Below are 16,524 nucleotides of genomic sequence, written 5' to 3'. Positions count from 1 at the left end.
CCTGTGACTGGGGCCCGCGTCTTATATAGATGCAACAAGACTAGTGCGCGGACCCGAGGTCGACAAATTCTAAATACTGAAGGTGGCGTTCGATTAAATAGATGGCTTGCGCCCGCCATGGGGTTGTTCCCGGGCAACGGTCAAAAACGGATCCACCAGCGCCGGCCGCGCGGTGCCACGGCGCCATGCCAGGCCGACGTCGAGGGTCTGGCTCAAGTCGGCAATCGGTCGGGCTTCGATGATGTCGCCCTCCAGTGACCATGGGCGATAGGTCATATCCGGTTGGATCGACACGCCCAGTCCGGCGGCCACCAGGCTTCGCACGGCTTCGGTCGAGGCGGTGCGCAAGGTAATGCGCGGTTGCAAACCCGCGCCGGTCCACAGGCGCTGGGCATTGCGATCCATTTCATCGACGTTTAGTTGAATCAGCGGCTCGCGGGCTACGTCGGCGAGGTTGATGCTGTCGTGTTCCAGCAACGGATGTTGCGCCGGAAGCCACAGCCGGTGGGGCGAGTGGGTCAGCACTTCGGTCTGCAAGGCGTGACGGTCTTCGAGGTTGGAGAGGATCAGCACACCGACATCGATTTCGCCACTGACCAGTAGATGCTCGATGTACGGGCGCTCATCCTCCATCACGCGGATTTCGACGTTGGGGTAGGCGCGCTGGAAACGTGTGAGCAAATCCGCCAGGTAGTAACCGGCTACCAGGCTGGTCACCCCGATAATCAACTGCCCGGCGACCTGATCGGTGCTCTGTTGCAGGCTGCGTTTGGCATTGTCCACGGTGGCCAGGATCAGGTGAGCCTGGCGCAAAAATTGATGGCCCTGATGGGTCAGGGTCATGCCCTTGGCATGGCGGCTGAACAGGCTGACACCGATTTCCTCTTCAAGCTGCTGGATCGCCAATGTCAGAGTGGATTGGGAAATGAAAGCGGTTTGTGCGGCGGCGGAGATTGAGCCGGTCTCGGCCACGGCGATGAAATGACGGATCTGACGCAAGGTCATCATGGGAAGCGTATCCGGTGGGCGGTTTTTATCGATTGGTTCGAGTGTATATCGGAATTTTAGAAGGAGGCTGTGAGCTTCAAGCTTTAAGTAAAAGCAGGAGCAACATCTGGAAGCACTCTCGTCGGCAGGCCTTGGGCACTTTCGATCTAGGCTGGAGGCCTTATGGTCCGATTGAACCCTTTTTGTGGAGGCGGAAAATGAACACCCGTGGATTGCTCGATCAGCTACTCAAGTCTGGCCAGGACATGTTGCAGAACAAGGCGGGCGGGTCGCAGAACAAATCCTCCGGCGCAGGATTGGGCGGATTGCTCGGCGGTAGCGGTGGCTCGGGAGGCCTTGGCGGTTTGCTCTCTGGCGCGAGCGGCGGTGCATTGGCGGCCGGTGCCATGGGCCTGTTGCTGGGCAGCAAGAAGGCGCGCTCGGTCGGCGGCAAAGTCGCGGTCTATGGCGGCCTCGCCGCGTTGGGTGTGCTGGCCTACAAGGCCTACGGCAATTGGCAAGCCCAGCAGGGCACGGCGCCGAGGACTGAGCCGCAAACCCTCGATCGCTTGCCTGCGGCGCAAGTCGAGCAACACAGCCAGGCGATTCTCAAGGCGTTGGTGGCTGCGGCCAAGGCTGATGGTCATATAGACGAACGCGAACGCGAGCTGATCGAAGGTGAGTTCACCAAGCTCGACAATGATCAGGAGTTGCAACACTGGCTGCATGCCGAACTCAACAAACCGCTGGACCCAAGCGACGTCGCCCGTGCTGCCACCACGCCGGAAATGGCTGCGGAGATGTACATCGCCAGTGTGATGCTGGTGGACGAGGAGAGCTTTATGGAGAAGTCCTACCTTGATGAACTGGCGCGGCAGCTCAAACTTGAGCCGGGGCTGAAGGCAGAGTTGGAGAAGCAGGTGCGACAAACTTTCCTGTAATTTTTCATATCATCACGGTGTCAATGGCGACAAGTCATTGACCTTCGCGAGTGTGATGCTCGTTGGCTACTCAGGGTTTGCATCCCTGAGTAGTCGTGCCCGGTTCGGGGCCTGATATTCATTGCGAGCCGGTCAGCGACTGGTGTCTCGCGCTACGTCCTAGAAACCTGAGACCGAGGGATAAATCCTCAGGTAAACTTTCTGCGATTTTTTGGGTTCATCAGAATAATAAAATTTGCCAACTCAGTTCGCGGAGTAATTATCCATTGGAGAGAAAACTTGCAGGCAGTCCGATTAGTACTACGCTCGTCCTCTCAACGATGGGTTGTTTCCTGATAGAGAAACAGCGGAGCCCGGTCATCGTCGATGATCATTGGGGCTTGAGCCCATTGAAAACGTTACCCTTCGCATGTATCTACTCAGGACTTGCCGCATGACTTCACAAGGCCGGCTGGCGCATCTGGATGTCCTGAGAGGCATCGCAGCGATGATGGTCGTTTTGGCACACTTCATCGAAAGAACGCCACTCAAGGATAATGTTTTCTTTACCTTCGTGAACCTTGGGCAAATAGGTGTTGTGTTGTTCTTTTTGCTAAGCGGGATGGTAATACCGTATAGCCTGAAAGAGGGAAAACATGCACTAGCCGCTTTTGCAATCTCTCGATTTTTCAGGCTGTATCCGGCCTACTGGTTTTCTATTGCATTGGCGGTTATAAGTTCGTATTGGTTTTTATCGACGGGTGTATCGCTTAAAGTGCTCGCTGCTAATCTAACGATGTTTCAGGCGGTATTCAGAGCTCCGGATTTGTTTGGGGTCTATTGGACCCTGATTATAGAGATGTTCTTTTACATTTTGTGCTCGGGGCTTTTTGGTTTTGGTTTGCTCAGTCGAGCTTCTGTGCGGTTTAAAGCAGCTGTCGGGTTGCTGGTTTTAGCCTTAATATTTTCAGTGGCAAGATATTATTTGGCAAAAAAAATCCCCGTGGCAGTGCCGTTGTGTATGTCAATCATGTTTTTCGGCAGTTTCTGGCGAGAGGCCAGTTTGGGATATGCGAGCAAAGAAGTTCGTCGGTATATTTATATTTGGATGGCGTTGTTCGTTGTTTTTCTGCCGCTTATCTGTTTGCTCTCTTACAGTAATAATTACGGGTACAACGAGAATCCTTATGCCTATTTTGTTAGCTATGCGATAGGCATGATGTTTGGTGTTGTTATGACACTGTACTTTCGACTATCAATAAAAATTCTGAGCTATTTGGGTGCTATTAGTTACTCGACTTATTTGATACATCCCTTCTTTCTGGAATGGGCTGCGCATTGGGTGGACTTGAGTGCAGAGTTTAACGTTGGCGTTTTTTTTGATTTACATCCTGGCGACGCTTACGCTATCGAGTATTAGTTATTCATTGATAGAGAAACCCTGTGTAAGTCTTGGGCGGAGACTCAATCTACGACTTCAGGCCGGTTTCGAGAATGAGTTGGAACTGAGACAAGAGCCCGCCGACGCGGAGGCCTCCGTTTCTGATGGAGGACGGCTGCCGCAGCTTCACAAGCGACTTTGATCCATTGGGCAAAAACACGGTGCCACAGCGGGGTCTGGGTTTTTTTTGCGCAAAGGAAAAGTAGTGCTCTGTGTCTTATAAATGAAACACCGCCCTCGGCTATACTCCCCGCATTTCGAAACAAGCCCGAGGATTGACTGTGAAGAACTGGACGTTGCGCCAACGCATTTTGGCGAGCTTTGCGGTAATCATCGCCATCATGCTGTTGATGGTGGTCGTCTCGTATTCCCGGCTGTTGAAGATCGAAACCAGCGAAGCCAGCATGCGCGACGACGCGCTCCCAGGCGTTTATTACAGCTCGATGATTCGCGGCGCGTGGTCCGACAGCTATCTACGAATCCAGGAAATGCTCGGCCTGAAAGAAGGGCAGGGTTTCAGCGCCGAGGACGAGAACAACTTCAAGGCCTATGCCGCTCGCCTGCAAGAGCAGATCGGTCATTACCGCGAGACCATCACGACGGACGAGGATAAGGTCGAATACTCAGCCTTCGACGAAATCCACAAAGAATACGACCGGATTCTGGCGACAGTTATCGACTTGCATAAACGCAACCAGGAAGTCGAAGCGATCAAGATGTTCAACGAACAACTGACGCCGACCTGGACCGAAGGCCGCAAGAAGATCAACGACATCCTGGTTCACAACAAATCAGTGGCCGACGCGGCAGTAGCCGCCATCGATGACGCCGTCGTCACCGCCAAAGTCATCATGGGCATTTCCCTGATATTTGCCGTACTCGCCGCCGGCCTCTGCGGCCTGCTGCTGATGCGCGCGATCATGGCGCCGATGAATCGCATCGTGCACATCCTCGAAGTCATGCGTACAGGCGACCTCAGCCGTCGCCTGAACCTGGAACGCAAGGACGAGTTCGGCGCCGTGGAAACCGGCTTCAACGACATGATGGCTGAGCTGACATCCTTGGTGTCTCAAGCCCAGCGCTCCTCGGTGCAGGTCACCACATCGGTCACCGAGATCGCCGCGACCTCTAAGCAACAGCAAGCCACCGCCACCGAAACCGCCGCCACCACTACGGAAATCGGCGCGACGTCCCGAGAAATCGCCGCAACATCCCGTGACCTGGTGCGCACCATGACCGAAGTCTCTACGGCTGCCGATCAGGCCTCGGTGGCTGCCGGTTCTGGTCAGCAGGGCCTGGCGCGCATGGAAGAAACCATGCATTCGGTGATGGGCGCGGCCGATCTGGTCAATGCCAAACTGGCGATCCTCAACGAGAAGGCTGGCAACATCAATCAGGTGGTGGTGACCATCGTCAAAGTCGCCGACCAGACCAACCTGCTGTCTCTCAATGCCGCGATTGAAGCCGAGAAGGCCGGGGAATACGGTCGCGGTTTTGCCGTGGTCGCCACCGAAGTACGACGCCTGGCGGACCAGACTGCCGTCGCCACCTACGACATCGAGCAGATGGTGCGCGAGATTCAGTCGGCGGTGTCTGCCGGTGTGATGGGCATGGACAAGTTTTCCGAAGAAGTGCGCCGCGGCATGTCCGAAGTGCAGCAGGTCGGCGAGCAGTTGTCGCAAATCATCCATCAGGTTCAGGCGCTGGCGCCGCGGGTATTGATGGTCAATGAAGGCATGCAGGCCCAGGCCACCGGCGCCGAACAGATCAACCACGCGCTGGTGCAATTGGGCGATGCCAGCAGCCAGACCGTGGAATCCCTGCGCCAGGCCAGTTTCGCCATCGACGAGCTAAGCCAGGTGGCCGTCGGGCTGCGCAGTGGCGTTTCGCGATTCAAAGTCTGATGAGCGAACTCACGGCCAAACGCACTGCGGTGAAGCAGGCGTTGCACGCGTTGTTTCTGGTGTTCCGCATCGGCAGCGAGCGTTATGCCTTGCAGGCCATCGAAGTCGCGGAAGTGCTGCCGCGTGTGCCCCTGAAGCCGATTCCCCACGCGCCCGATTGGGTCGCCGGGGTTTTCGCCTATCGCGGTGCGGTGGTGCCAGTGATCGACCTGTGCGCGTTGACCTTTGGTACGCCTGCGCAAGCGCGTACCAGCACTCGGTTGGTACTCGTCCATTACCGTGCGGAGGAAAGCGCAGACGTGAAATTGCTCGGGTTGATTCTGGAGCAGGCCACCGACACCTTGCGCTGCAATCCGATGGATTTTAAGCCCTATGGCTTGGACAATCGTCAGGCGCCATACCTCGGGCCTGTTCGTGAAGATGCCCAGGGCTTGCTGCAATGGGTGCGGGTCGCCGATCTGCTGGATGAGCGAGTTCGCGCACTGTTGTTTCCAACTCCGCCGCTGGACCTGGCATTGCTTGAGGAGCAGCGATGAACAGCGATCAGCGGTTTTTCGATTTTCTCAAGGAGCGCATCGGCCTCGACGTGACCTCGGTAGGCCCGGCGATCATCGAGCGGGCGGTGCGCCAGCGCAGTGCCGCGTCGAATGCGCAGACGGCCGACGAATACTGGCGCACCTTGCAGGGTTCCAGCGACGAGCAACAAGCGCTGATCGAAGCGGTGATCGTCCCGGAAACCTGGTTTTTCCGTTACCCGGAATCCTTCGTCACCTTGGCAAAGCTGGCGAGTAAACGCCTGGCCGACATCAACAATATGCGCGCCCTGCGAATCCTCAGTTTGCCGTGTTCCACCGGTGAAGAGCCGTACTCGATTGCCATGGCGCTGCTGGATGCCGGGTTCAAGCCACATCAGTTCAAGGTCGAAGGCATGGACGTCAGCCCGCTGTCAGTGGAAAAGGCCCGCCGTGCGTTGTACGGCAAGAACTCCTTTCGCGGCCAGGACCTGAGCTTTCGTGACCGGCATTTCATCGCCGAACATGAGGCTTATCGACTCAGCGGCCGGGTCCAGGAGCAAGTGCGCCTGCAGGTCGGTAACCTGCTCGATCCGACATTGCTGGCCAACGAGCCCGCCTATGACTTCGTGTTCTGCCGCAACCTGCTGATTTATTTCGACCTGCCGACGCAAAAACAGGTGTTCGAGGTGCTCAAGCGCCTGACCCATGTCGATGGCGTGTTGTTTATCGGTCCGGCCGAGGGCAGTTTGCTGGGGCGTTTGGGCATGCGCTCGATTGGCATCGCGCAATCCTTTGCCTTCAGTCGCCAAAGCGCGCCAGAGCCCGAACCTCTGCCGGCATTCGTTCCCACACCATTGCCAGCGCCACAACCCGTGCGCAAGATCGCACCAGTACCGACTCAACGGCGCCCGTTCGCCAGCGTTGTGCAGACATCGCACTCGGCTAAACCGAACATATCCGACGCCGCCGCGCTGCTGGCAAACATCGCCGCGCTCGCCAACGAGGGCAAAAGCGCCGAAGCCCGCGCCGCCTGCGAAAGCTATTTGCGCCACCACGAACCGGTCGCCCAGGTGTTTTACTGGCTGGGACTGCTCAGCGATGTCGCCGGCAGCCTCCTCGAAGCCCAGGGGTTTTATCGCAAGGCGTTGTACCTCGAACCGCAACATTCCGACGCGTTGATGCACCTGGCCGCCTTGCTGCAATCCCAGGGCGACACGGTCGGTGCCAGACGATTGCAGGACCGCGCCGCCCGCAGCGAGCGCGCCGCTGACAGTGAGCGTAAACGATGATCGCCTCCGACACCTTTAGCGTCACCCGTGAAGATGCCCAGGCCATCGACGACTGCTGGAACCGCATCGGTATTCACGGCGACAAATCCTGCCCGCTGCTGACCGAACACATTCATTGCCGCAATTGCGCGGTGTACTCGGCGGCCGCCACGCGTCTGCTGGATCGTTACGCGTTACAGCAGGAGGATCGCGCGCAAGTCTCCACTGCGGTCGAGGTCGAGGTTAAAACCCGCTCGCTGCTGATGTTTCGCCTCGGCGAAGAGTGGCTGGGTCTGGCCACTCGCAGTCTGGTGGAAGTGGCGCCGTTGCAAGCCATTCACTCATTGCCGCATCAACGTTCCCGGGCGTTGCTCGGTGTGGCGAATGTGCGTGGAGCGCTGGTCGCGTGCCTGTCTTTGGTTGAATTGCTGGGACTGGATGGCGTCAGCAGCGTGGCCTCGGGCGCGCGGGTCATGCCGCGCATGCTGATCATCGCCGCCCACGGTGGGCCGGTGGTGGTGCCGGTGGATGAAGTGGACGGCATCCACGCCATCGACGAGCGCATCCTCGAAGCGGCGTCTCGCTCCGGCCCGCAGGCCAATGCCAAATACACCCGTGGCGTGCTGCAATTCAAAGGTCGTAGCCTGCGTTGGCTGGATGAAGAACAGCTGTTGTCCGCCGTGACCCGGAGCCTCACATGACCCCCGAGCAGATGCGCGACGCCTCTTTGCTGGAGCTGTTCAGCCTGGAAGCCGAGGCTCAGACCCAGGTGCTGAGCGCCGGTCTGTTGGCGCTGGAACGTAATCCGACCCAGGCCGATCAACTTGAATCGTGCATGCGCGCGGCGCATTCGCTCAAAGGTGCGGCGCGAATCGTTGGCGTCGATGCCGGTGTCAGCGTCGCCCATGTCATGGAAGATTGCCTTGTCAGCGCTCAGGAAGGGCGGCTTTACCTGCGCCCGGAACACATCGATGCGCTGCTGCAAGGCACCGATCTGCTGATGCGCATCGCCACACCGAACAGCGCGCCGGGGTCTGCGGAAATCGAAGCCTATGTGACATTGATGGGGCGTTTGCTCGATCCGATGGCCGCTGCCATACCCAACATGACACCGGCCGCGCCGGTGATGGCAGAGCTACAACTCGAAGCACCAGCCGCGCCCGTTATTGAAGAACCAGCCCCTGTCACTGAACCGCTATCGGCGTCTCCGAAGCAGACCAAGCGCACCACCGAAAATGGCGAGCGTGTATTGCGGGTCACCGCCGAGCGCCTGAACAGCCTGCTCGATTTGTCGAGCAAATCCCTGGTGGAAACCCTGCGGCTCAAACCGCACCTGGCGACCATGCAACGGCTCAAGCGCATCCAGAACAACAGCCTGCGCGCGCTGGAAAATCTCAACGTCCATCTCAAGGATCACACCCTGAGCCTCGAAGCCCAGGAAGCCCTAGAAGATGCGCGTCGTCTGCTGGCGGAATCCCAGCAATTGCTGGTGGAAAAAAACGCCGAACTGGATGAATTCGCCTGGCAGGCCGGTCAGCGCGCGCAGGTGTTGTACGACACCGCCCTGGCTTGCCGCATGCGGCCGTTCGCCGATGTCTTGACGGGCCAGGTGCGCATGGTCCGCGACCTTGGCCGCAGTCTCGGCAAGCAAGTGCGCCTGGAGATCGAGGGTGAGAAGACCCAGGTCGATCGCGACGTGCTGGAAAAGCTCGAAGCGCCGCTGACGCATCTGCTGCGCAACGCCGTCGATCACGGCATCGAAACTCCGGAACAACGCTTGTTGGCCGGCAAACCGGCGGAAGGCCTGATTCGCCTGCGCGCCTCCCATCAGGCCGGTTTGCTGGTGCTGCAACTGAGCGATGACGGCAGCGGCGTCGATCTGGAAAAGGTCCGCCGCAGCATCGTCGAACGCCAGTTGTCCCCGGCCGAAACTGCTGCGCAATTGAGTGAAGAGGAGCTGTTGACGTTCCTGTTCCTGCCCGGTTTCAGTTTGCGCGACACGGTCACTGAAGTTTCCGGTCGTGGCGTCGGCCTCGATGCGGTGCAGCACATGGTCCGCCAGTTACGTGGCGCAGTGGTGCTGGAGCAGACGGCGGGCGAGGGCAGTCGCTTCCATCTGGAAGTGCCGCTGACCCTGTCGGTGGTGCGCAGTCTGGTGGTGGAAGTAGGCGACGAAGCCTATGCCTTTCCGCTGGCCCACATCGAGCGCATGTGCGATCTGGAGCCGGCGGACATCGTTCAGGTCGAGGGCCGCCAGCATTTCTGGCACGAGGGCCGGCATGTCGGGCTGGTCGCGGCCAGTCAGTTGTTGCAGCGTCCGGCGAGTCAGGGCAGCCAGCAAACCCTGAAGGTCGTGGTGATCCGCGAGCGCGATGCGGTTTACGGCGTGGCGGTGGAGCGTTTTATCGGTGAGCGGACGCTGGTGGTGTTACCGCTGGATGAACGTCTGGGCAAGGTCCAGGACATTTCCGCCGGCGCCTTGCTCGACGACGGTTCGGTGGTGTTGATCGTCGACGTCGAAGACATGCTGCGTTCGGTGGACAAACTGCTCAATACCGGGCGTCTGGAGCGCATTGCCCGGCACGGTAACCAGGCCGTCGAAGCGGCGCGCAAGCGGGTTCTGGTGGTCGATGACTCCCTCACCGTGCGCGAACTGCAACGCAAGTTGTTGCTCAATCGCGGCTATGACGTGGCCGTGGCGGTCGACGGCATGGATGGCTGGAATGCCCTGCGCTCTGAGGATTTCGACCTGCTGATCACCGACATCGACATGCCACGCATGGACGGCATCGAACTGGTGTCGTTGTTGCGCCGGGATAGCCGTCTGCAATCGCTGCCGGTGATGGTGGTGTCGTACAAGGATCGTGAAGAGGATCGCCGTCGTGGACTGGATGCCGGAGCCGACTATTATCTAGCCAAGGCCAGTTTTCATGATGATGCCCTGCTCGATGCAGTGGTTGAGCTCATAGGAGGAGCGCGGGCATGAAGATCGCAATCGTCAACGACATGCCCATGGCGGTGGAGGCTCTGCGCCGGGCGCTGGCTTTCGAGCCGGCGCATCAGGTGGTCTGGGTTGCCAGCAATGGCGAGGAAGCGGTGCAAAAGTGCGCCGAACAGACGCCGGACCTGATTCTGATGGATCTGATCATGCCGGTGATGGACGGCGTGGAGGCCACCCGGCGGATCATGGCGCAAACGCCCTGCGCCATCGTCATCGTCACCGTGGATCGCCAACAGAACGTGCACCGGGTGTTCGAAGCCATGGGCCATGGCGCCCTGGACGTGGTCGATACCCCGACCCTCGGTGCCGGCAACGCCCAGGAGGCGGCGGCGCCGTTGCTGCGCAAGATCATGAATATCGGCTGGTTGATTGGCGATAAAGGTCATCGGGAGCGGTCGGCCCCCGGTCCGGCACGTAGTTCGGGCTCGCGTCAGGGTCTGATCGCCATTGGTTCATCCGCTGGCGGACCGGCAGCGCTGGAAGTCCTGCTTAAAGGGCTGCCGCGCGATTTTTCTCCGGCCATCGTTCTGGTGCAGCACGTTGACCAAGTGTTCGCCGCCGGCATGGCCGAATGGCTCGGCAGCGCCAGCGGGCTCAATGTGCGCCTGGCCCAGGAAGGCGAAACGCCGCAAAGCGGAACCGTGTTGCTGGCCGGCACCAACCACCATATTCGTTTGTTGAAAAACGGCACGCTGGCCTACACCGCCGAACCGGTCAACGAGATCTATCGGCCCTCGATCGATGTGTTTTTCGAGAGCGTGGCCAATTACTGGAACGGTGATGCGGTAGGCGTTTTGCTTACGGGCATGGGGCGAGATGGTGCGCAAGGGCTTAAACTCATGCGCCAACAGGGTTACCTGACCATCGCGCAGGACCAACAAAGCAGTGCGGTGTATGGCATGCCGAAGGCGGCTGCGGCCATCGACGCCGCCGTGGAAGTACGCCCGCTGGAAAAGATAGCGTCACGATTGCTGGAGATTTTTCCCAAATGACCACCCTTGGCAATCCTGGCTCAAGTAGTAATCAGGTGATCGCACATGAATGATTTACAGCTCGACGACTTCAAGACTGACGAAAACGCCGCCATGGTGTTGCTGGTGGACGATCAGGCAATGATCGGCGAGGCAGTGCGACGCGGGCTGTCGAACGAAGAAAACATCGACTTCCATTTCTGCGCCGACCCGCATCAGGCCATAGCCCAGGCGGTTCGTATCAAGCCGACGGTGATCCTGCAGGATCTGGTCATGCCCGGCCTTGACGGCCTGAGCCTGGTGCGCGAATACCGCAATCATCCGGCGACCAAAGACATTCCGATCATCGTCCTGTCGACCAAGGAAGACCCGCTGATCAAAAGCGCGGCGTTCGCGGCCGGGGCCAACGATTATCTGGTCAAACTGCCGGACAACATCGAGCTGGTGGCGCGCATTCGCTATCACTCGCGCTCCTACATGACCTTGCTGCAACGAGACGCGGCGTACCGCGCCTTGCGCGTCAGCCAGCAGCAATTGCTCGATACCAACCTGGTGCTGCAACGCCTGATGAACTCCGACGGCCTGACCGGGCTGTCGAACCGCCGGCATTTTGATGAATACCTGGAGCTTGAGTGGCGCCGCTCGCTGCGTGAGCAGAGCCAGTTGTCGTTGTTGATGATCGACGTCGATTACTTCAAGACCTACAACGACACCTTCGGTCACCTGGAGGGCGACGAAGCCCTGCGTCAGGTCGCCGCGGCGATCCGCGAAGCCAGCGCCCGACCGTCGGACCTCCCGGCCCGTTACGGCGGCGAAGAGTTTGCCCTGGTATTGCCTAATACTTCACTAGGTGGTGCGCGGCTGGTGGCGGAAAAACTGCGCATGACCGTGGCGGCGCTGAAGATCCCCCACATTTCCCCGACCGAAGGGTCAAGCCTCACCATCAGCATCGGCCTGTCGACCATCACCCCGACACCCGGCAGCAACTGCCGCGAATTGATCTCGGCGGCGGACAAAGGGCTGTACCTGGCGAAGCACAATGGGCGTAATCAGGTGGGCATCGCCTGATTTGGCGAACACCCCCCCTGTAGGAGCTGCCGCAGGCTGCGATCTTTTGATCTTGAAAAACAACATCAAAAGATCGCAGCCTTCGGCAGCTCCTACAAATGGTTGCCTCGATCCCCCAAACCATTCGCCGCTAAAGCCGCCAGGCGGGCTGCCGTGACAGTCTGATTACGTTATACTCGCCGGCTTTCAAAAGTTCGCCAACGAGTGCTGCCCACCATGGAAATCAACCCGATCCTTAACACCATCAAGGACCTGTCCGAGCGCTCCGAAACCATTCGGGGGTATCTTTGACTACGATCAAAAGCATGAGCGTCTGACCGAGGTCAATCGCGAGCTTGAAGATCCGAGTGTCTGGAACAAACCTGAGTACGCCCAGGAGCTGGGCCGCGAGCGCTCTGCGCTGGCGCAGATCGTCGAAACCCTGGACGAACTGACCACCGGTCTGGCCGATTGCCGCGACCTGCTGGACATGGCCGTCGAAGAAAACGACGAAGGCGCAGTCGACGATGTCGTCGCCGAACTGGCCCGTCTCGAGGAAAACCTCGCCAAGCTTGAATTCCGTCGCATGTTCAGCCACGAAATGGACCCGAACAACGCGTACCTGGACATCCAGGCCGGTTCCGGCGGCACCGAAGCCCAGGACTGGGCCAACATCCTGTTGCGCATGTACCTGCGTTGGGCTGACAAACGCGGTTTCGACGCGACCATCATGGAGCTGTCCGCCGGTGAAGTCGCCGGGATCAAGGGCGCCACCGTGCACATCAAGGGCGAATACGCCTTTGGCTGGCTGCGGACCGAGATCGGCGTGCACCGTCTGGTGCGCAAGAGCCCGTTCGACTCCGGCAACCGTCGCCACACCTCGTTCTCCGCGGTGTTCGTCTCGCCAGAGATCGATGACAAGGTGGAAATCGAAATCAACCCGGCAGACCTGCGGATCGACACCTATCGTTCCTCCGGTGCCGGTGGTCAGCACGTAAACACCACCGACTCGGCCGTACGTATCACCCACGTACCGACCAACACCGTGGTCAGCTGCCAGAACGAACGTTCCCAGCACGCCAACAAGGACACCGCCATGAAAATGCTGCGGGCCAGGTTGTACGAGCAGGAAATGCAGAAGCGCAACGCGGCCTCCCAGGCCCTGGAGGACACCAAGTCCGATATCGGCTGGGGTCACCAGATTCGTTCATATGTGCTGGATGCCTCGCGAATCAAGGATCTGCGCACTAACATCGAACGCAGCGACTGCGACAAGGTGCTCGATGGCGACATCGACGAATACCTGGAAGCCAGCCTGAAATCCGGGCTGTAAGCAACGCAATACGGGATCGCCCACGATCCCGTTGTAGGAGCCGGCTTGCTGGCGATCCCCAGGCCGCAGGCCCGGGGGCAACGAACCTGTGATGGAATATTTAAAGACATGAGCGACCTAGAACTCGACCCGCAAGCCCTGCAACAGGAAGAAAACTCCCTGATCGCCCTGCGCAAGGAAAAGCTTGCTGCCGAGCGCGCCAAGGGCAATGCCTTCCCGAACGACTTCCGCCGCGAAAACTACTGCGATCAACTGCAGAAACAGTACGCGGACAAGACCAAGGAAGAGCTGGCAGAGGCTGCAATCCCGGTCAAGGTTGCCGGTCGCATCATGCTCAACCGTGGCTCGTTCATGGTGATCCAGGACATGACCGGTCGCATCCAGGTCTACGTCAACCGCAAGACCCTGTCCGAAGAAACCCTGGCCGCGGTGAAAACCTGGGACATGGGCGACATCATTGCCGCCGAAGGCACCCTGGCCCGTTCCGGCAAGGGCGACCTGTACGTTGAAATGACCAACGTGCGCCTGCTGACCAAATCCCTGCGCCCGCTGCCGGACAAGCACCACGGCCTGACTGACACCGAACAGCGCTATCGCCAGCGCTACGTCGACCTGATCGTCAACGAAGACGTGCGCCAGACCTTCCGCGTGCGTTCGCAAGTCATCGCCCACATCCGCAGCTTCCTGATGAAGCGTGACTTCCTGGAAGTGGAAACGCCGATGCTGCAAACCATTCCGGGCGGCGCGGCAGCCAAGCCGTTCGAAACCCACCACAACGCGCTGGACATGGAAATGTTCCTGCGTATCGCGCCTGAGCTGTACCTCAAGCGCCTTGTTGTCGGCGGCTTCGAGAAAGTGTTCGAGATCAACCGCAACTTCCGTAACGAAGGCGTTTCGACTCGTCACAACCCTGAATTCACCATGCTGGAGTTCTACCAGGCCTACGCCGACTACGAAGACAACATGGACCTGACCGAAGAACTGTTCCGCGAACTGGCGCAGCTGGTTCTGGGCAGCACCGACGTGCCGTACGGCGACAAGGTGTTCCACTTCGGCGAGCCGTTTGTGCGTCTGTCGGTGTTCGACTCGATCCTCAAGTACAACCCTGAGTTGACTGCCGATGACCTGAACGACATCGACAAGGCTCGTGCCATCGCCAAGAAAGCCGGCGCCAAGGTGCTGGGCTTCGAAGGCCTGGGCAAGCTGCAAGTGATGATTTTCGAAGAGCTGGTCGAGCACAAGCTGGAACAACCGCACTTCATTACCCAGTACCCGTTCGAAGTGTCGCCGCTGGCCCGTCGTAACGACGACAACCCGAACGTCACCGACCGTTTCGAGCTGTTCATCGGTGGTCGTGAAATCGCCAACGCCTACTCCGAGTTGAACGACGCGGAAGACCAGGCCGAGCGCTTTATGGCGCAGGTGGCCGACAAGGACGCTGGCGACGACGAAGCCATGCACTACGACGCCGACTTCGTGCGCGCGTTGGAGTACGGCATGCCGCCAACGGCGGGTGAAGGTATCGGCATCGACCGTCTGGTGATGTTGCTGACCAACTCACCGTCGATCCGCGACGTGATCCTGTTCCCGCACATGCGGCCGCAAGCGTAAGTGTTTTAAATAAAAAAGCCGCCTGAAATGGGCGGCTTTTTATTGCCTGTCTGGTACAAACGTATCAAATGGTTACTTTGAAGTATGAGAGGAATACCGGTCGTGAACTCTGCAATTGCTCAAGAAGGTGCAGCGGGCATCGCCACTGCGGTCGCTGAAAGCGTTCAGTACCAAGGCCGCAAGGCCAGCCGACAGGGCAGCGAGCAGCGTCGTCAGGAGATTCTCGACGCAGCGATGCGCATTGTCGTGCGCGATGGCGTGCGCGCCGTGCGCCACCGCGCTGTCGCCGCCGAGGCCGGTGTGCCGCTGTCGGCCACGACCTACTACTTCAAGGACATCGATGACCTGCTCACCGATACCTTCGCCCAATACGTGGAACGCAGCGCGGCCTACATGGCCAAGTTGTGGGTGAACAACGAAGGCTTGCTGCGGGAAATGATCGACCGTGGCGACGGCAGTCCGGCGGCTCGCTCGCGGCTGGCGGACGAAATTGCCCGGCTGATGACCGACTATGTTCACCGGCAACTGGTGACCCGACGTGAACACTTGATGGCCGAGCAAGCGTTCCGTCAGGAGGCGCTGTTGAACCCGCGCCTCGCCGGGTTGGTGCGCTCGCATCAGCAGATTCTGCTGCAGGGTTCCTGTCAGCTTTTCCAGGTGTTGGGTTCCCGCGAGCCGCATCAGGATGCCAAAGTGTTGACGGCGATAATCGGACGGATGGAATATCAGGGCCTGCTCAACGACGCCGAACCTGACGCCGAAGAGGAAATGCTCGGCATACTCACGCGTTATATGCATTTGGTGCTGGCTTCGGTTTAATCCGATTCTCTGTAGGAGCTGCCGCAGGCTGCGATCTTTTGATCTTGTTTTTGGAAAGATCAGGATCAAAAGATCGCAGCCTTCGGCAGCTCCTACAAAGGCGGTGCGATCTTCAAGGGAGTGTTGAATGAAAGCCTGGCGTGTCGTGGTGATCGCCTTGTCGTTCCTGCTGCTCAGTGGCTGCCTGGTGACCTTCAAGGAGCCGCTGCCCGAAAGCGACCCCGCGCCCAAAGGGTTGCTTGGCAAATGGACCAGCACCAATGCCTGGGGTGAACCGCTGAGCCTGGAACTGACGCGCCTGGGCGACAATCGCTATCAGGCGGTCAGCTACTTCAGGGCCAAGCCCAAAGAGCGCGAAGCCTACCCGTTCACGGTGTCACGCCACGGCAGTCGCTGGTACTTGTCGGCGAAAGTCCCGGCGCAGTTCGGCGGGCACTTCACCATTGCCGGATTCGAACTCACCGATAAGCATGAACTGGTGGTGTACAACCTCGACCTCGAACAAATCAAACAGGCCCTCGGGCAAAAAGCCCTCAGTGGCGACAGCTTTCAGACTGACGACGGTGATGGCGTGTTGATCAACAGCCACATGGAACAGGTGTCCGCCTACCTCGACGACCCGGCCAATACCGATGTGTTCGTCGAAGTGGTGCGATACCAGCGCCAGCCCAAGGCCAAATAAACCCAGCACATAACGCTTTCTACAG

14 protein-coding genes are annotated in these 16,524 nt (G+C 59.0%); 13 read left to right on the top strand and 1 reads right to left on the bottom strand.

Going from position 1 to position 16,524, the window contains the following annotated elements; translation table 11 throughout:
• Positions 1 to 93: 93 nt before the first annotated feature.
• Positions 94 to 1,008 (bottom strand): LysR family transcriptional regulator, encoded by a 915-nt coding sequence (locus tag KGB21_RS11015; RefSeq protein WP_223505121.1) that lies wholly within the window; start codon positions 1,006 to 1,008, stop codon positions 94 to 96.
• Positions 1,009 to 1,205: 197 nt separating this feature from the next.
• Between KGB21_RS11015 and KGB21_RS11010 the strand changes: the two genes are divergently transcribed.
• The 13 genes from KGB21_RS11010 (at position 1,206) to KGB21_RS10950 (ending at position 16,499) form a co-directional block, all read left to right on the top strand.
• On the top strand, positions 1,206 to 1,928 hold the full coding sequence (locus KGB21_RS11010; protein WP_034150750.1) for a tellurite resistance TerB family protein: 723 nt from the start codon (positions 1,206 to 1,208) through the stop codon (positions 1,926 to 1,928).
• Positions 1,929 to 2,361: 433 nt separating this feature from the next.
• On the top strand, positions 2,362 to 3,327 hold the full coding sequence (locus tag KGB21_RS11005) for an acyltransferase family protein (protein ID WP_223505120.1): 966 nt from the start codon (positions 2,362 to 2,364) through the stop codon (positions 3,325 to 3,327).
• Between the two features lie 362 nt (positions 3,328 to 3,689).
• Positions 3,690 to 5,252, top strand: a complete 1,563-nt coding sequence (locus tag KGB21_RS11000) for a methyl-accepting chemotaxis protein (protein WP_411741360.1) — start codon at positions 3,690 to 3,692, stop codon at positions 5,250 to 5,252.
• Positions 5,252 to 5,788 (top strand): chemotaxis protein CheW, encoded by a 537-nt coding sequence (locus KGB21_RS10995; RefSeq protein ID WP_223505119.1) that lies wholly within the window; start codon positions 5,252 to 5,254, stop codon positions 5,786 to 5,788. The genes KGB21_RS11000 and KGB21_RS10995 overlap by 1 nt, the downstream gene beginning before the upstream one ends.
• A complete protein-coding gene (locus tag KGB21_RS10990) occupies positions 5,785 to 7,056 on the top strand; it encodes a CheR family methyltransferase (RefSeq protein WP_223505118.1) in 1,272 nt (423 codons plus the stop codon). The genes KGB21_RS10995 and KGB21_RS10990 overlap by 4 nt, the downstream gene beginning before the upstream one ends.
• On the top strand, positions 7,053 to 7,736 hold the full coding sequence (locus KGB21_RS10985; RefSeq protein ID WP_223505117.1) for a chemotaxis protein CheW: 684 nt from the start codon (positions 7,053 to 7,055) through the stop codon (positions 7,734 to 7,736). The genes KGB21_RS10990 and KGB21_RS10985 overlap by 4 nt, the downstream gene beginning before the upstream one ends.
• The gene (locus KGB21_RS10980) at positions 7,733 to 10,021 is read left to right on the top strand and encodes a hybrid sensor histidine kinase/response regulator (RefSeq protein WP_223505116.1); all 2,289 of its coding nucleotides are present in this window, start codon (positions 7,733 to 7,735) and stop codon (positions 10,019 to 10,021) included. The genes KGB21_RS10985 and KGB21_RS10980 overlap by 4 nt, the downstream gene beginning before the upstream one ends.
• A complete protein-coding gene (locus tag KGB21_RS10975; protein ID WP_223505115.1) occupies positions 10,018 to 11,028 on the top strand; it encodes a chemotaxis response regulator protein-glutamate methylesterase in 1,011 nt (336 codons plus the stop codon). Before KGB21_RS10980 ends, KGB21_RS10975 begins: the two co-directional genes overlap by 4 nt.
• 45 nt (positions 11,029 to 11,073) lie before the next feature.
• Entirely contained in the window at positions 11,074 to 12,075 is a 1,002-nt protein-coding gene (locus KGB21_RS10970) for a PleD family two-component system response regulator (RefSeq protein ID WP_034150743.1), read from the top strand.
• Positions 12,076 to 12,291: 216 nt separating this feature from the next.
• Positions 12,292 to 13,387, top strand: a protein-coding gene (gene prfB, locus KGB21_RS10965) for a peptide chain release factor 2 (protein WP_223505114.1) whose coding sequence is annotated in 2 segments (ribosomal slippage) — positions 12,292 to 12,363 and positions 12,365 to 13,387 — 1,095 coding nt in all. Because the reading frame shifts where the segments join, the coding sequence is not laid out codon by codon here.
• A gap of 108 nt (positions 13,388 to 13,495) precedes the next feature.
• Positions 13,496 to 14,998 (top strand): lysine--tRNA ligase, encoded by a 1,503-nt coding sequence (lysS, locus tag KGB21_RS10960; RefSeq protein ID WP_034150741.1) that lies wholly within the window; start codon positions 13,496 to 13,498, stop codon positions 14,996 to 14,998.
• 102 nt (positions 14,999 to 15,100) lie between these two features.
• The gene (locus KGB21_RS10955; protein WP_223505113.1) at positions 15,101 to 15,817 is read left to right on the top strand and encodes a TetR/AcrR family transcriptional regulator; all 717 of its coding nucleotides are present in this window, start codon (positions 15,101 to 15,103) and stop codon (positions 15,815 to 15,817) included.
• A 127-nt stretch (positions 15,818 to 15,944) separates the two neighbouring features.
• Positions 15,945 to 16,499, top strand: a complete 555-nt coding sequence (locus KGB21_RS10950) for a hypothetical protein (protein ID WP_223505112.1) — start codon at positions 15,945 to 15,947, stop codon at positions 16,497 to 16,499.
• The last annotated feature ends 25 nt before the right edge of the window (positions 16,500 to 16,524 follow it).

It is taken from the genome of Pseudomonas sp. GL-RE-29, assembly GCF_019947275.1.
Lineage (GTDB): Bacteria > Pseudomonadota > Gammaproteobacteria > Pseudomonadales > Pseudomonadaceae > Aquipseudomonas > Aquipseudomonas fluorescens_A.
The sequence above is the reverse complement of the archived record's forward strand: the minus strand, read 5'-3'. Positions and strand labels throughout refer to the sequence as shown.

Excerpts from the sequence above, each read along its gene's own strand:
- KGB21_RS10980 (WP_223505116.1), top strand. The coding sequence starts at position 7,733 with ATGACCCCCGAGCAGATGCGCGACGCCTCTTTGCTGGAGCTGTTCAGC.
- KGB21_RS11005 (WP_223505120.1), top strand. The coding sequence starts at position 2,362 with ATGACTTCACAAGGCCGGCTGGCGCATCTGGATGTCCTGAGAGGCATC.
- KGB21_RS10985 (WP_223505117.1), top strand. The coding sequence starts at position 7,053 with ATGATCGCCTCCGACACCTTTAGCGTCACCCGTGAAGATGCCCAGGCC.
- KGB21_RS11000 (WP_411741360.1), top strand. The coding sequence starts at position 3,690 with ATGCTGTTGATGGTGGTCGTCTCGTATTCCCGGCTGTTGAAGATCGAA.
- KGB21_RS10950 (WP_223505112.1), top strand. The coding sequence starts at position 15,945 with ATGAAAGCCTGGCGTGTCGTGGTGATCGCCTTGTCGTTCCTGCTGCTC.
- KGB21_RS10970 (WP_034150743.1), top strand. The coding sequence starts at position 11,074 with ATGAATGATTTACAGCTCGACGACTTCAAGACTGACGAAAACGCCGCC.
- lysS (WP_034150741.1), top strand. The coding sequence starts at position 13,496 with ATGAGCGACCTAGAACTCGACCCGCAAGCCCTGCAACAGGAAGAAAAC.
- KGB21_RS11015 (WP_223505121.1), bottom strand. The coding sequence starts at position 1,008 with ATGATGACCTTGCGTCAGATCCGTCATTTCATCGCCGTGGCCGAGACC.
- KGB21_RS10990 (WP_223505118.1), top strand. The coding sequence starts at position 5,785 with ATGAACAGCGATCAGCGGTTTTTCGATTTTCTCAAGGAGCGCATCGGC.
- KGB21_RS11010 (WP_034150750.1), top strand. The coding sequence starts at position 1,206 with ATGAACACCCGTGGATTGCTCGATCAGCTACTCAAGTCTGGCCAGGAC.
- KGB21_RS10975 (WP_223505115.1), top strand. The coding sequence starts at position 10,018 with ATGAAGATCGCAATCGTCAACGACATGCCCATGGCGGTGGAGGCTCTG.
- KGB21_RS10995 (WP_223505119.1), top strand. The coding sequence starts at position 5,252 with ATGAGCGAACTCACGGCCAAACGCACTGCGGTGAAGCAGGCGTTGCAC.